A 15,183-nucleotide genomic window follows, 5' to 3' on the forward strand; every position below is an offset into this window, starting at 1 on the left:
CGACGAGACCCGGCACCCAGCGCACGCACGGCACGCAGGGCATGGCCGGCGCGCGCCAGCGGCTACGCGGTGATGTCCTTCGCCGCGAACCGCGCCCACGCCGCCGAGCCGAACACCGCCACGTACAGGCCCTGGAGGCCGAGGTCGCGGACCAGGTCGTCCCAGTACACCGGGTCGCGCATGAGATCGGCGAAGGACAGCCAGTGGTGGGAGAAGAAGTACGGCTGGAGGGCGTGGAGCTGGGGGATCTGGTCGAGGATCTGGACGGTGATGAGGAGGCCGACCGTCGTCGCCATCGCCGCGATGCCGCTGTTGGTCAGCGTCGAGACGAACAGGCCGAGGGCCGCGATGCCGGTCAGTGACGCGGCGACGACCAGCGCGATGAGAAACGCCCGCCCGAGCCCCTCGGCGAAGCTGATCCGGGTCCCGGAGATGGTCGTCAGCTCGCCCAGGGGGAAGAGCAGGGCTCCGACCGCGAGCGCCGAGGCGGCCACCACCAGGGTCGCGACCAGGCAGAACGTCATCGTGGTCGCGTACTTGGTGAGGAGCAGGCGGGTACGGCCCGCGGGCGCGACCAGCAGGTAGCGCAGAGTCCCCGCGTTCGCTTCGCCCGCGATCGCGTCGCCCGCGATGACGCCGATGGCCATCGGCAGGAAGAAGGGGAGGGTCGCGGCGAGTGCCGTGAACACCAGGAACAGCCCGTTGTTGGTGATCTGCGAGATGAACGCCGGCCCTTCGCCGCCGCCACCGCCCGCCGACGACCCGTCGCGCGTCTCGATCTTGATGGCGATGCCGATGAGGATCGGCACGGCCGCGAGCACGCCGAGCAGCGCGATGGTCCGCCAGCGCCGGAAGGTGGTGACGAGTTCGCTGCGGAAGAGTCCGAAGGTCCACAGAGGGTTCGGTTTCCGTACGGCCGTGTCCTGGACGCGTACCGCCCCGGTCTCGGCCTCGGCCTCAAGCTCAGCCCGCGACATCGAACCCCTCCCCCGTCAGCGCCACGAACGCGTCCTCCAGTGAGGCCCGTTCGACGCCGAAGCCGCGGACCCGGACGCCCGCCGTGACCAACGCGGCGTTCAGCTCGGCGAGTTCACGGTCCGGAGGTTCGGCGGTCACCCCCGTCTCCGTCACGACGAGATCCGCGACCCCTTGCTCCTTCAGCACGCGCGCCGCGTCGCCGGGGTCCGGGGTGGTCACGACCAGCCGCCCCCGAGCACCCGCCGCGAGCTCCGCCACCGGGCCCTGGGTGATCAGCCGCCCCTGCGCCATCACGGCGGCGTGCGTGCACACCTGCTCGATCTCGTCGAGCAGGTGCGAGGAGAGGAAGACAGTCGTGCCGTCCGAGGCCAGCTCCCGCACGAGGGAACGGATTTCACGCATGCCCTGCGGGTCGAGGCCGTTGGTCGGCTCGTCCAGGACGAGCAGGCGGCGGGGCTGGAGCAGCGCGGCCGCGAGCCCGAGCCGCTGCTTCATGCCGAGCGAGTAGGCCTTCGCCTTCTTGCCCGCGGCCGTGGTGAGTCCGACCCGGTCGAGGGCGCCCGCGACGCGGGTACGCCGGGTGCGCGGGTCGGCGGTCGGGTCGGCGGCGTCGTACCGCAGGAGGTTGTCGCGGCCGGAGAGGAAGCCGTACAGCGCGGGGCCCTCGATGAGGGCACCCACGTGCGGGAGCACGGCGCGGGTGGCTCGGGGCATCGGCTGCCCGAGCACGCGCGCCGTGCCCGAGGTCGGCTCGATCAGGCCCATCAGCATGCGGATGGTGGTGGTCTTGCCCGAGCCGTTCGGTCCGAGGAAGCCGAAGACGCTGCCCGCCGGAACGGTCAGGTCGAGGCCGTCCACGGCGAGCTGTCCACCGCGGTAGCGCTTGGTGAGCGCGCGGGTGGCGATCACCGTGCCGTCGGCGGGCGCGGTGGCGGCGGACCGCTCCTCCATGGGCTCCCTCGTTTCGGCTTCGTCCGTACGGTGGTCGGTTCCGTCCGTTACGGCGATCGGTTCCGTCCGTACGGTGCTCAGTGGGCGGCGTTGGCCGCCTTCACGAGCGCGTCCTTGGTGACCGCACCGGCGTACACCTTGCCGTCATCCGTGATCAGCGCGTTGACCAGGCGGGTCGAGAACACCGTGCCCGAGCCGAACTTGCCCTTGACGTGGTCGCCGAGGGAGTTCAGGAACCCGGAGACGTCGCCACCCTCGGACGACGAGCCGGAGGGCATGCCCTGGCCGCCCGTGTCGAACTCGGCGATGGTGCTCCAGCCCTTGCCGATGGTCTTCAGACCGTCGAGCCCCTTGCCGAGGTCACCGCGGGTCGGAGCGGACTCCGGTGCCTTGGAGCCCTTGGAGTCCTTGAAGTGCTCGAAACCCTTGGGGCCCTTGAAGTCCTTGGAGTCCTTGCCCTCGGTGACCTTCGCGCCCTTCGGCGGGGTGAAGTCGAAGGTCGAGGCGGCCGGCTTGGCGAAGTCGACCTGGGTGAAGCCGGCGTCCACGACGGCCGCGCCGCCGCTCGTCGGGACCAGCGTGAACTTCAGCGGCACCCCGGTCTTCGCGTCCACCGCGACGGTGATCGCGCCGACCGTGGAGCCGGACTGCTTCGGCTTGATGAGCAGCCTGTAGGCGTCACGGCCCGCGACCTGCGCCGTGCCGTCGACGGTCACGGAGGTCGTGTCGTCGACGGACTTCAGGGCCTCGTCGGCGAGCTCCTTGGGCGTCGTCGGGACGTCCTTCGGCGCCTTCTCCTGCCCCTTCTCGGCTGCGGGGGCCGTCGAGTGGTACACCTCGTTCGACTTGCTGTCGTACGCCCATACGTCGTCGCCGTTGTGGATGACGCTGTACTCGGCGGCGCTTTCCAGGACGGAGACCTTGGCCTTGTCCGGGCCGTCGGCCGCGACGCGCACCGTGTGCGTGCCGGAGGCCAGCTCCATGAGCTTGGACTGCGGGTCGGCGGAGGAACCGCCGGACCCCTTGGTGGCGCCGGACAGCAGGCCGCTCTCCAGGCCGCCCAGGCTGGGCAGTCCGAGATCGGTGCTGACCTTGACCGTGCCGGACAGCTGCTGGACGTCCGACTTGGCGATCTTCTCGATGAGCTGCTGTGCGGTGATCTTCGGCAGGCTGGGGTCGCCGGAGTCGGCGAGCGCCGGGACGAGCCCGATGGTCGCGGCCGCCACCCCCACCACTGCGACCGGAACGACGTAACGAGCCGCCTTGCGCCGGCCGGCGCGGACGTCGTCCGCCTCGTCGGGCGATCCTTCCGCCCCGGCGGTCCTGTCGGATTCGTACGGTGCCATGTGTGCCTTACCTCCGTCGTCGGCGGCGGCCTACCGTCCTCACTTCTCCACCCCTATAGCCGCCATTCTCACCCGAACCGGTGAGGAGTGGTGTTCTCAATCTGACCAAATCGGCCGACGAGAAGCGTCAGACCCCGGACTCAACTCCACGTACTCCTGCGGTATGACGTGAGGAGGCGGTGGCTCCCCCGACCCGTAGGGGTTGGGGGAGCCACCGCCTGAGCCCGGCTGAGCCCGCCTGAGGCTCTGACGCTCGTTGAGCTCCCTGTCCGTCAGCGCCGCACGAAGTCCGTGTCCGTCACCGCTGCACGAACACGTAGTCCGCCCGGTACGGCACGCCCACGATCGTGCCCGGCGAGCAGGACCCGGCCGGGGCGACGCCGCCCACGGTGTTGAGCCGCAGGATCTCCTGCGTGTCGGCCAGCAGACCGCGGTGCTTGCCGGACTGAGTGGCCTTGAGGTCCAGCTCGGCGATGTTCTTGTCGCCGTTCGGAGTCTTGGAGATCACCGCTCCGGTGACCGCGCTGCGGTCGGGCGCGACCCACTGCGGCGTACTGGAGTTGGGCTTCACGAACGTGTGCACGATGTCGCCACCGAGCAGCGCGGCGACGTCACGCTGCGCGAAGGCGTAGCCACCGCCCTCGGCGGGCTTGCACTCGTAGATCTGCTTGCCCTTGACCACGGACGCCTGGAAGTTGTCCAGGGCGTCGCGGAAGTCGAAGGAGCCGGTGACCTGGTGGAGCTGGCCGCGGACGGCTCCGCCCGGGAACTCGGCGGTGTGCAGATTGGCGTAGAACGCACCCGGGTCGTTCTTCAGCCGCTCCAGCAGGGCGGCGTCCTTCACCTTCACGGTCCCGACCACGTGGTGGCCCTTGATCGCGCCGAGCAGCTTGGTGAAGTCGATCTTTACGCCGCCATTGGTGCCCTTGGCGCCCTGGTGGATGTGGAGCATGGTCGGCCTGCCGGTGCCGCGCCAGGTCACGGCGACGGACACCTTGTCCCCCTTGACCTTGACGAACTCCAGTGCCGCGCCGTCCTTGTCGCCGACGGCGGGGCCGCCCTTGACGGGTACCTCGTTGGCTCCGCGGAGGCTGGTGGCGAGGATGGTGCCGCCGCTGCCGCCGAGGACTCCGCTCTGCGTGACGACGGCCTGGTCGCCGTGCGCCGAGTGGCTCATGCCGCTGCCGTCGGCGTGGTGGCCGCCACTGGCGGCGACCGCCGGGATGACGGCGGCGGCGACACCGGCCGCGGCGGCCACCGCGACACCGGCCATGATCAGACTCTTGCGACGCGTGCCCGACATGACCCTGAAGGTGCGGGGCGTCTCGGACGCTTTGGTCGTGACGTCGGACGCGATGTCGGACATGGCATTGAACGTGGCGTTCGATTCCATGATTCTTTTTTCTCCCCGTAGCGCAGCTGACGCCCCCTGCGTCAGCTTCTGTACGGGAATACGGACCGATTCCTACCCTGGACTCAATCCAACAATGTGACCTGCGTCACATTGTGAGGACCATCCGCCAGTCGCGTCCGCCAGTCGCGCCCACCGGGCACCTACCCGGCCCGGTGCACCACCGCGTCCACCAGCTCCGTGAGCGCCGCCTTCGCATCACACTCGGGGAGCGGAACGAGCGCGGCCCGGGCCTCCTCCGCGTACCGCACGGTGTCCCTGCGGGCCTGCTCCAAGGCGGGGTGCGCCCGCAGCAGGGCCAGCGCCTCCGCATGCCGGTCGTCGTCCGTGAGGTCGGAGTCGAGCAGCTCGCACAGCGCGACGTCCTCGGCGAGACCGAGCCGCTCCGCCCGCTCACGCAGCCGCAGCACCGGCAGCGTGGCGATGCCCTCGCGCAGGTCCGTCCCCGGCGTCTTCCCCGACTCGTGCGAGTCGGAGGCGATGTCCAGTACGTCGTCCGCGAGCTGGAAGGCGACACCCAGCCGCTCCCCGTACTGCGTCAGCACGTCCACGACCGTCTCGTCGGCACCCGACATCATCGCGCCGAACCGGCACGCCACGGCGACCAGCGAGCCGGTCTTGCCGCTGAGCACGTCGAGGTAGTGCTCGACCGGGTCGCGCCCGTCGCGCGGCCCCGCCGTCTCCAGGATCTGCCCGGTGACGAGCCGCTCGAACGCCTCGGCCTGGATACGGACGGCCTCGGGCCCGAGGTCGGCCAGAGTGTGCGACGCGCGCGCGAAGAGGAAATCACCGGTGAGGACCGCGACCGAGTTGCCCCAACGGGTGTTCGCACTGGGCACGCCGCGCCGCGCGTCGGCCTCGTCCATCACGTCGTCGTGGTACAGGGTGGCGAGATGAGTCAGCTCGACGACCACGGCCGAGGGCACGACACCCGGCGCGTAGGGGTCACCGAACTGCGCGGCGAGCATCACGAGCAGCGGACGGAACCGCTTTCCGCCGGCGCGCAGCAGATGCTGCGCGGCCTCCGTGATGAAGGGGACCTCACTCTTGGTGACTTCGAGCAAGCCCTCCTCCACAGCCGTCAATCCGGCCTGGATATCGGCTTCGAGAGCCTGGTCCCGCACGCTCAGCCCGAACGGCCCGACGACGGTCACGAGAGGTTCTCCTGTCTGCTGACGATCACATGGCGAACTCGGTCGATCATTCGGTCGATGACACGGTTTGTCGATGTGTCGCTGCCATCACTCAAGTCAGCGTATCCGGTCACGTTTCGATCACCACGAGCGCCCACCGTCCCCACTGCCGACTTCCTCCCGACTTCCCCCTCCCTCGCCATCCGATGTCCCCCGAGCGGCAGACAGTCCCGCGCCCGGGCGGTGCGGGATCGCGGGCGGTATGTCACAGATCAGTCGATATGACTGATCTGTGAATCCCTCTACCGGGCGGCGCCCGCCTGTACGCCCGCGTGTGGCGCCCGCCGACCGACGCCCTCGTCCCCACACTCCTCGAATATCTCCCGGGCCGTCACCGACCGGACTCGGAGAGGGCGTGCCGACGGACCCGTACGGAGCCTCCCGCCGGATCGCGGCCCTCGCGCCCGAGCCGCCCGAGGCGCCCGAGGCGCCCGTCACGGTCTGCTCGACCGACGAGCCCTATGACAACGACCGGCACTACATGGGAGGTTCCGTCCTCGCCATCGAGACGCACGCCCGGGCGGCCACGGCGCTCGCCGACGTCACCCGTCCGCCGAACCCGACGCACGTGGGCCAGGTGATGTGGTGCGACATGCGGGTGAAGCGCCTGGAGACGGTGGAGCCGTTCATCCATACGTGGCTTTCCCACCCGGCCCGGGACGCGTACTGGCGCCACGCCGGTGTGCACGCGGACGGAGGACACGAAGGGATCCCGGCCGCCGTCCTGGCGCCGGGCGGTCGGCACGACCCCTACCGCGACACGGTGCCGCGGCTGGTCGAGAACCTCCCCGCCGACCGTGTGCGCGGCCCGATCGGCCCCTGGCGCCACCAGCACCCGGACCGGGATCTGCCGCCGGGCCCGGCGACCGGCTTCCTCCAGGAGACGCCGAGGTGGAGGGACCGCCGGCGCGAGCCGACCGGTACGAGCGTCCCCGGGCGCGACCCCCGGCATGAGCCACCGCCCCGGCCTCGGCGTGATCAACAATCCTGGCCCCGGCTCGCTCGCCGATCCGGGCCCGGGCGTGATGGAGCAGCCGCTCCCGCACTCCTACGTCATGGACGCGCCCCCCGGTGACGACGTACCCGTTCCTCTCCGGCCGCTGGGTGGGTGACACCGTCTGACCCTCCCCCCAGTCCCACTCCCCCCACTCCCCCTGAGGCCAGGTGACCGCCCGGGTGTGCGACGTCGCTGCCGACGGTTCCTCGACGCTGGTGACCCGGGACGCTCTGGACCTGCCGGCGCGTTACGACCCCGATCAGGCGGTCTCCTGGAATGCGGGCTCGGAGGCGGGGTTCACCTTGGGCCCGGCGGACAGCTTCCTCGAACTCCCGTTGCGAGCAAGGGAGTCAGACCCGCTCTCCGCGCGGGGACGCGCGGATCGAGACGCGCCGTGAAATCGGCTGCGACGCCCGGGAGTTCGCCACCTCCAACGAACCGCTCCGCAAGGACGGCAACGAGGTCGCCCTCCATCGGACATGGGAGAGGAGGATCGCCCGCACGGCGGACTGAAGTGCCGACAGCGGCGGCGAGGCATTGACAAGGATCAACGGGGCTTATGTGGGGCAGGAGTTCGAGCCACACCCGGACGTGATGTGCCACGAACTCCCCGAATACTGGGCCTGCGGCCTCTACTTCAAGCCCCACACCGGCCGGCTCCCCGACGACCACCCCCACACGGACCTGTCCGTGTGGGAGGTACACCCGGCTCCGCCCGCGGGTCCATCGGCCCGGACACTCGAGTCCTGATGCCTGATTTGCCGCTAGTGCCGCATTGCTCACGCTTGGTCTCGTGAATTGGGTCACGTCCACGTGGGGCGGAATATTTACCCTCCCTTGACGACTCCCCCTTCGCATAAGGCAAGTTGAGTGGCACGTTCCGGAAAAATCGGGCAATTCATCCCTCGATTTGCCCAGGTGAAAGCGATCTACACCGGGAAATGAGGGCTTGTTCCGGACATGTGCTCTCGCATACGTTCACGTCGATCCGGACGGACCGCCTAATCCTGCCGCCGACCGGAATATTCCACCCACCCACACAGACGCACGCACGGCAGGAGCGGGGGACCCAGGTAAGTCGCCGATCCGCACACCGGAACGGCTAGGGGTGAAACCGCACACACCGTGCGGCCGGGCAGCTCCGCCCGAACCCGACAGCTCACCTCGCAGGCACCGGAGAGGAACTCGCATGGCCGCACCTGGCAAGCACCGCAGATCCAAGACCCGCAACACCCTCGTCCGGGGCATCCTCGCCGTGGGAACGGGTGGAGCCGCGCTCGCCCTTCCGATCGTGGGCGCGACCGGCGCACAGGCCGCCACCACCCCGGACGTCCAGCTCATCACGTACAAGGTGGTCGCGGGCGACACGCTGTCCAAGATCGCGCAGAAGAACCCCACGAGCGGCGGCGTGGCGAAGCTGTACAAGGCCAACCGCGCGGTCATCGGCCCCGACCCGTCGGCGCTCCGCACGGGCCTCACCCTGACCGTCGGCACCAAAACCGTCCAAGGCGGCACCAAAGCGAAGCCGGCGACCGCCACCCAGGCCTCCGCGAAGACGTACACGAACAACCTCGACGGCTGGATCAGGCACTCGCTGGCCATCATGGCCCAGCACCGGATACCCGGGACCTACAACGGCATCTACCGCAACGTGATGCGCGAGTCCTCCGGAAACCCCCTGGCCATCAACAAGTGGGACTCCAACGCCGCGGCCGGCATCCCCTCCAAGGGCCTCCTCCAGGTCATCGACCCGACGTTCAAGGCCTACCACGTGCCGGGCACGTCGATGGATCCCTACGACCCGGTGGCGAACATCACGGCGGCCTGCAACTACGCGGCGGCGAGGTACGGCTCGATCGACAACGTCCACGGGGCCTACTGATACGACTGGTAGGGCTGGCGCGCCTGCCGGGACTGACGGGGCCAAAGAGGCTCAGAAGCCTGACGGGATGAATGGGACCCATCAGACTTTCCTGACCTTTGGGATTCTGATGGCTCTCGGGACTCCGAGGACTCCGAGGACTCCGAGGACTCCGAGAACTCTCGGGGATGAACCGGCGGGCACGGGAACAACCTCTCCAGCACCACCGCGATCCCGTCGTCCTCGTTCGACAGCGTCACCTCGTCGGCCACCGCCTTCAACTCCGGATGGGCGTTGGCCATGGCGACCCCACGGGCGGCCCAGTCGAACATAGGGATGTCGTTGGGCATGTCACCGAAGGCGATGGTGGCGGCGGGAGTGAGGCCCAGATGGGCGGCGGCGAGCGCCAGACCCGTCGCCTTGGTCACGCCGCATGGCTGGAGTTCGACGGTCCCGGGCCCCGACATGGTGACGGTGGCCAGGGAGCCCACCACACTCCGGGCCGCCGACGCCAACTCGTCATCGGACAGCGAGGGGTGACGGAGCAACACCTTGCTGATCGGCTTGGTCCACAGGTCGTCGCGGTGGTGTACCCGTACCGCGGGAAGCGTCGGATGCGGCATCACATACCCCGGCTCGATGAGCGTCAGCCCGTCCACACCGTCCTGGTCCACTGCGGCGTAGAGCAGTCCGACCTCCGCTTCGATCTTGCCGATCGCGGTCTCCGCGAGTTCCCTCTCCAGGGTCACCGACCACAGCAGACGGTCCGCCGCCGCGTCGTACAGCTGCGCCCCCTGCCCGCACACCGCCAGCCCCGCGCCGCCGAGTTCGTCGAGCAGCGGTCGTACTCTCGGCGCCGGGCGCCCCGTCACGACCAGGTGCCGGGCGCCCGCCTCGGCCACCCTCGCCAACACGGCCCGGGACCGGTCGGAGAGGGTGTCGTCGCCGCGGAGCAGCGTTCCGTCCAGGTCAGTGGCGATAAGTGAATATGCAGTCGGAGCGGCCATGATCCGAAGAATACGGATCGAACGACTCGTCGGCCCGGCGTGAACCAGACGACGTCCGGTATCCCGACAGCAACGCCGTTCACCGTACGGGGCGTACCGGGCGTACAAAGTCCACTTCGGCCCCCGTCCACCGAGGCGGGCGGTACGAAAAGACTCCGACCGGAATGTCACTCCAGAGGATGACGCGGCTCCGGTGACTTCGGCTGTCCGACCCCAACACAAGCTCCGGCGCGGTGGGTTGGGCTCGGCCTGGGGGCGTGGCCCACAAGCCACCGCCCCCTCGACCGTACGGACCCCTGCCGCCTCACCCGTGCGCGCCCGCCAAGTGCTTGGCCAACCGCGGTGAAGCGAACTCCGTACCGCACACGAACCGCATCACCGGCCCGTACGAAGCCGCCGCCGGCAGCCCCGTGAAGTACAGCCCGGGCACCGAGGACCGGTACCCGGCACCGAGCTTGGGGGTGCCGCGGCTCACCGCGAGCGCCGTACGCAACTCGTGCCCCAGGAAGTCCATCGCGGCGATGTCGACGCGATAACCGGTCGCCGCGATGACATGGTCGGCGGAGAGCTCCTCGCTCCGGCCGCCCAGGGTCTGGACGGAGAGCACCGGACGCCCGTCGGAGACATCGGCGCGGACGATCCCGGAGACCTCGCTGACCTCGACCTTGCCCTCGAAGCGGTCGCGCAGCCACCACGCGCCGAGCGGTCCGAGCACCCTGCGGACCAGGTAGTGCCGGGCCTCGGCGGGCAGATAGCGGTAGGGGTGCGGGTAGTAGCTGAGCGCCCACAGGGACCATGCGCGTCCGAACGGCGACTCGGGACGCAGCTTCGGCTGCTTCCAGGGCGGCGCGCCGAAGGCCACCCTGCCCTTGCCTCGGGACACCACCCGCACCCGCGCACCCGCCTCCGCCGCGAGCGCCGCTGTCTCCAGGGCGGACTGGCCCGCGCCGACGACGATCAGCTCCTTGCCGGAGAACCGGCTGAGCTCGTGGTGCTGGGAGCTGTGCGAGACGGGGCCGGTGGGTGTGGGTCCGTCCGCCGCCGCGCCGCCGAGCTCGGGCGGCAAGTGGGCGAGTCCGTACAGACCGGTGGCCACGACGACCGCCCGCGCCGTGAACGACTCCCCGGAGTCCAGCTTGAGTTCGAAGCCCTCGCGGCCTCGGCGGTCGACGGACACGACCCGCACCCGCTCCAGCTCGGGCACCAGCTTCTGCTGGAACCACTCGCCGTACGCGATGAACGTCTCGACCGGGATGATGTCCTCGTCCGTGACGAGCCGGCGTATCCCCGCCGCGTCGCAGTAGTCGGCGATCGTGTGGCCGGGCTGCGGGGCGTCGAGGCTGGAAGCGACCGGGGTCGACTTGAGAAGCATTCCCTGGGGCATGTGATCACGCCAGCTCACCATGGGCTGGCCGAACACACGCACCGGAATGCCGCGCGCCCGCAGATGGGCGGCGGTGGACAGGCCGAACGGGCCGGCACCGATGACTGCTACCGGATGAATCACGAAGTCCCCTCCCCAGGACGTACTTTCGTCACTTCGTGGTCGTACTCGTACTGCTGCCACGGCGGTTGGTCCGCCACAGCTGATACAGATGTCTCGCACCCGGCCGTACAAAGCGCGCGAGCATCGTGAAGAACGGCCGCAGGTCGTCACCCGCCAGCCAGGCCAGCTCCGTACCGCTTGCGCGTGCCGGCGCGTGCGGGGTCGTATAGCCGCTGCGTCGGTAGGCGAGCAGGGCCGGTAGGTCGATGTTCTCCACGATGTACCGGTGGCCGGCCCGCTGTTCCCCTTCGGGAACGGTGCGCCCGGTCAGGTCGAGATGCATGGCGCGGACGACGTCGATCCCCGACTCGCTCTCGAAGAGCCGGAACTGCGCGCCCATCCGGGGGTTGAAGTCGAGGAGTTTGTACTGTCCGTCGCGCCGGTCGAAGCGCAGGTCAAGGTCGATGACGCCGCTGAAGCCGATCTGCTTGATGAAACGCGCGGCGAGATCCGCGAGTTCCGGATTGTCGACGACGTACGCGTTCGCCGTCATGCCCGCGTGCGGCGGCCAGGAGCGGACCTTCACGCCCGTGAACATCGCGAGCGGCGTCGAGTCCGCGTCGAAGTACGCGTGCACGATCCAGTCCTCCGCCTCCTCCCTGGGCAGGTACTCCTGGAGGATGACGCCCGGCTGATCACCCCAGTCCCGGGCGAGCGTCAGCAGCCCCTCCCGGGTCGCGATCCTCGTCGTCCCGTTCACCGCCGGTTGGCTGCGGCGGACGAACGCCTCGCGGTTTTTGGCGACGATCGGAAACCGGGCGCTCTCGGCGAACACCACGATCTCCTCGTACGACTGCGGAAAGGCCGCCGCCGGACTGGGGATGCCGTGTTCCACACAGAGTTCGTGCAGGCCCTGCTTGCTGGCGAGGCGCCGGGGCAGCTTGGCGTCCACCCGGGGGAAGAGGAACCGCTCCCCCAGCTCCTCCTGGTGCTCGGCGATCAGGACGGCCGCCTCCTCGTCCGTCGGGACGAGCACCGTCGGCCGCCCGATGCGGGCCCCGACCCGCAGCAGCCCCTCGACGAGACGCTCCGGCTCCTCCGTGCCCGTCGTCGGCCAGACGAAGGCGCGGCGCAGATAACGCGAGGCCGCGGCAGGCGTGTAACGGTCCTCGGTGATCGCATACATCGGTATGCCGAGACGGCCCAGACTTCGGATGGCGCCCACGCCACCATGGTGCAGCGGATAGTCGCCAAACTTCACGATCAGGCCCGGAACGTCGCGATCGGCGTCGACCGGCACTCCGCTGACGCTCCTGGCCACGGGTTCCCCCACGTGTCCCCCCTACGGACCGGACCCACCCCGTCCGTGTCCCCAAAGGACGCTAAGCCGGAACTACCGCGTCCGACAAGGCCTATTGGGACATTGCGAACTCTTTAGGCGCGGGCGGGGCAACTCTTCGGATACTGCCACGGCGACTCACGACACCCCACGGCAACTCTCTGCCCACTGCCACACCACGTCACTCCCCCGTAACCTGTGCCGCGACCACCTGGAACACGTGAAACACCCGCACATGGACCGCGCGGATCACACGGCGCGTACGACCACGAAAGCGAGGCACCACCCGATGCCCCCCTTCGACGTCCCCGAGGGCGACCCCTTCGGCCCGCACAACCTCCCCTACGGCGTCTTCTCCCGGGCCGGAGCGTCCGAGCGGAGCGTCGGCGTCCGGCTCGGCGACCACGTCCTCGACGCGGGCGCGACCGCCCGGACGCTCGGCTCCCCGTACGCCGAACTGCTCGCGCAGCCCACCCTGAACCCGCTGCTCGCCGCCGGCCGCACGGCCTGGTCCGACGTACGCCGCGCACTCACCGCCTGGGTGACGGTCCCCGCCCACCGGGAGACCATCGCACCCCTCCTGCACCCCCTCTCCGAGGTGACCCTGCACCTCCCCTTCGAGGTCGCGGACTACGTCGACTTCTACGCCTCCGAGAACCACGCCCGGAACGTCGGACAGATCTTCCGCCCCGACGCCACCGACTCCCTCACCCCCAACTGGAAGCACCTGCCGATCGGTTACCACGGCCGCTCCGGCACGGTCGTGGTCTCGGGCACGGAAGTGGTCCGCCCCTCGGGCCAGCGCAAGGCCCCCTCCGACACCGCCCCGGTCTTCGGCCCCTCCGTCCGGCTCGACATCGAGGCGGAGGTCGGCTTCGTGGTCGGCGCACCCTCGACCAGGGGCACGCCCGTCCCGCTCTCCTCCTTCCGCGACCACGTCTTCGGCCTCTGCCTCCTCAACGACTGGTCGGCGCGCGACATCCAGGCCTGGGAGTACGTCCCTCTCGGCCCCTTCCTCGGCAAGTCCTTCGCCACCTCGGTGTCGGCCTGGATCACCCCGCTCGACGCCCTGGACGACGCACGGATCGCGCCCCCGGCCCGCACGCACCCCCTCCTCCCCTACCTGGACGACTCCGAGGACGAGCCCGGCGGCTACGACCTCCGCATCTCCGTCGCCATCAACGGCCACGTCGTCTCCGAACCCCCCTTCTCCACCATGTACTGGACGGCCGCCCAGCAACTGGCCCACATGACGGTCAACGGAGCCTCCCTGCGCACCGGCGACCTGTACGGCTCGGGAACGGTCAGCGGCCCCTCGGAGCACGAGCGCGGCTCTCTCCTGGAACTCACCTGGAACGGCCGCGACACCCTCGACCTCCCCGACGGCAAGCGCGCCTTCCTGGAGGACGGCGACGAGGTCACCCTGACCGCCTGGGCCCCAGGCCCCGACGGCACGCGGGTGGGCTTGGGCGAGGTGAGAGGCCGCATCACCCCGGCGCCCACCGCGTCCTGAATCCGGCACCCAAAGGCCAAGGCCGGGGCCCGGAACGGCAGCTCGCCGAGGAGTGGGGTCAGTCGGCCCAGTGGGGTCCGGGGGCGCGGCCCCGGCGGAGTGCAGGGGCGAGGCCCTGCGGTGGCCCCCCACGGGTGGCAGATCTCCTCTCCTCCCGACCAAAACCGCAGGCCAGCCCCCGTCCCTCACGATCGACAAGTGGCGCAACACTCCAGCAACACCACCACCCGCACCCCGTCGGTATGGTCCGTCGCATGCCCACCGAACGCATCCGAGAGCACGCCGGCCTCGGCGCGACCACCGTCGCCGCCCACCGGCGTCGGCTGCGCGCGGACCAGGCGCGGCAACTTGCCGACCTACTCCGCCACCAGGTACTGACCGGCGGTTTCCCGGACGGCACCCTGCCGCACGAAGCCGCCCTCGGCACCGACTACGGCGCCTCGCGCAACACCGTCCGCCAGGCCCTCGACCTGCTCCGCGCGGAGGGCCTGGTCGAACGCTTTCCCGGCGTCAGCACCGTCGTCGTCGCCCAGAAGTACCCGCACGGACTAGACCGGTTGATGGGACTCGCGGAGACCCTGCGTGAACACGGCCAGGTCACCAACGAGGTCCGCACGGTCGGCCCCGTGGCCGCGCCCACCCCCGTAGCCGACCGCCTCCGTATCGCACCCGGCGCCGACGTCCTCTACATCGAACGCCTCCGCCGCCTGGACGGCCTTCCCCTCTCCCTCGACCTCACCTACATCCCCCTCGATCTCGGCACCGCCCTGCTCGGCGCCGACCTCGAGAACACCGATGTCTTCCATCTCCTGGAAGCCATCGCCGGCCAGCCGCTGGGGCACGCCGAGATCACCGTGGAGGCTGTCAACTCCGACGCACACTCGGCGGCCGTCCTGCAAGCGCCCCGTGGTGCGGCCGTCCTCATGCTGGAGCGGCTCACTCACCTCGCCGACGGCCGCCCCGTGGACCTGGAGTTCATCCGCTTCCGTGGCGACCGCATCACGATGAGCGGCCAGCTCCGCCGCGCGCTCTGACGCCTCTCTTCACCACGTCACCGTCACCCCCCTCCCTCACCACACCGCGCCCCTCCACCACCGCGCC

The 15,183-nt window shown here is 69.9% G+C and carries 10 protein-coding genes, 2 pseudogenes and 1 riboswitch; of the genes and pseudogenes, 4 read left to right on the plus strand and 8 right to left on the minus strand.

Annotated features, from left to right (window positions below; genetic code table 11):
• Positions 1-62 precede the first annotated feature (62 nt).
• From OG819_RS09725 to OG819_RS09745, 5 genes are all read right to left on the minus strand, one after another.
• On the minus strand, positions 63-977 hold the full coding sequence (locus OG819_RS09725) for an ABC transporter permease (protein WP_266648959.1): 915 nt from the start codon (positions 975-977) through the stop codon (positions 63-65).
• Entirely contained in the window at positions 964-1,929 is a 966-nt protein-coding gene (locus OG819_RS09730) for an ABC transporter ATP-binding protein (RefSeq protein ID WP_266648961.1), read from the minus strand. The genes OG819_RS09725 and OG819_RS09730 overlap by 14 nt, the downstream gene beginning before the upstream one ends.
• A 77-nt stretch (positions 1,930-2,006) precedes the next feature.
• Positions 2,007-3,275 carry a DUF2092 domain-containing protein gene (locus tag OG819_RS09735; RefSeq protein WP_266648963.1) on the minus strand — a complete coding sequence of 423 codons (1,269 nt, stop codon included), beginning with the start codon at positions 3,273-3,275 and terminating at the stop codon, positions 2,007-2,009.
• A gap of 298 nt (positions 3,276-3,573) precedes the next feature.
• Complete coding sequence (locus OG819_RS09740) at positions 3,574-4,668, minus strand: CHRD domain-containing protein (RefSeq protein ID WP_266648964.1); 1,095 nt, start codon at positions 4,666-4,668, stop codon at positions 3,574-3,576.
• Between the two features lie 161 nt (positions 4,669-4,829).
• Positions 4,830-5,840, minus strand: coding sequence for a polyprenyl synthetase family protein (locus OG819_RS09745; protein WP_266648965.1), 1,011 nt, complete (start codon positions 5,838-5,840; stop codon positions 4,830-4,832).
• 275 nt (positions 5,841-6,115) lie between these two features.
• On the opposite strand from OG819_RS09745, the pseudogene OG819_RS09750 reads away from it, so the two are divergent.
• A pseudogene (locus tag OG819_RS09750) lies at positions 6,116-6,783 on the plus strand (CocE/NonD family hydrolase); the annotation flags it as partial.
• A gap of 1,115 nt (positions 6,784-7,898) precedes the next feature.
• Positions 7,899-8,062, plus strand: a riboswitch (cyclic di-AMP (ydaO/yuaA leader).
• Positions 8,063-8,065: 3 nt separating this feature from the next.
• Positions 8,066-8,758, plus strand: a complete 693-nt coding sequence (locus OG819_RS09760) for a LysM peptidoglycan-binding domain-containing protein (RefSeq protein ID WP_266627455.1) — start codon at positions 8,066-8,068, stop codon at positions 8,756-8,758.
• A gap of 185 nt (positions 8,759-8,943) precedes the next feature.
• Here the strand turns inward: OG819_RS09760 and OG819_RS09765 are convergent.
• From OG819_RS09765 to OG819_RS09775, 3 genes and pseudogenes are all read right to left on the minus strand, one after another.
• A pseudogene (locus OG819_RS09765) lies at positions 8,944-9,744 on the minus strand (HAD family hydrolase); the annotation flags it as partial.
• Positions 9,745-10,048: 304 nt separating this feature from the next.
• Positions 10,049-11,251 (minus strand): FAD-dependent oxidoreductase, encoded by a 1,203-nt coding sequence (locus OG819_RS09770; protein WP_266584746.1) that lies wholly within the window; start codon positions 11,249-11,251, stop codon positions 10,049-10,051.
• 28 nt (positions 11,252-11,279) lie between these two features.
• A complete protein-coding gene (locus OG819_RS09775; protein ID WP_266648967.1) occupies positions 11,280-12,551 on the minus strand; it encodes an ATP-grasp domain-containing protein in 1,272 nt (423 codons plus the stop codon).
• Positions 12,552-12,858: 307 nt separating this feature from the next.
• On the opposite strand from OG819_RS09775, the gene fahA reads away from it, so the two are divergent.
• A complete protein-coding gene (gene fahA, locus OG819_RS09780) occupies positions 12,859-14,082 on the plus strand; it encodes a fumarylacetoacetase (RefSeq protein ID WP_266648968.1) in 1,224 nt (407 codons plus the stop codon).
• 254 nt (positions 14,083-14,336) lie between these two features.
• Positions 14,337-15,116: a GntR family transcriptional regulator gene (locus tag OG819_RS09785; protein WP_266648969.1), complete on the plus strand. Its 780-nt coding sequence runs from the start codon at positions 14,337-14,339 to the stop codon at positions 15,114-15,116.
• Positions 15,117-15,183 lie beyond the last annotated feature (67 nt).

Source organism: Streptomyces sp. NBC_01549, from assembly GCF_026339955.1.
GTDB lineage: Bacteria > Actinomycetota > Actinomycetes > Streptomycetales > Streptomycetaceae > Streptomyces.

Coding starts and splice junctions, on each gene's coding strand:
- OG819_RS09725 (WP_266648959.1), bottom strand. CDS start 977: ATGTCGCGGGCTGAGCTTGAGGCCGAGGCCGAGACCGGGGCGGTACGC.
- OG819_RS09730 (WP_266648961.1), bottom strand. CDS start 1,929: ATGGAGGAGCGGTCCGCCGCCACCGCGCCCGCCGACGGCACGGTGATC.
- OG819_RS09735 (WP_266648963.1), bottom strand. CDS start 3,275: ATGGCACCGTACGAATCCGACAGGACCGCCGGGGCGGAAGGATCGCCC.
- OG819_RS09740 (WP_266648964.1), bottom strand. CDS start 4,668: ATGGAATCGAACGCCACGTTCAATGCCATGTCCGACATCGCGTCCGAC.
- OG819_RS09760 (WP_266627455.1), top strand. CDS start 8,066: ATGGCCGCACCTGGCAAGCACCGCAGATCCAAGACCCGCAACACCCTC.
- fahA (WP_266648968.1), top strand. CDS start 12,859: ATGCCCCCCTTCGACGTCCCCGAGGGCGACCCCTTCGGCCCGCACAAC.
- OG819_RS09785 (WP_266648969.1), top strand. CDS start 14,337: ATGCCCACCGAACGCATCCGAGAGCACGCCGGCCTCGGCGCGACCACC.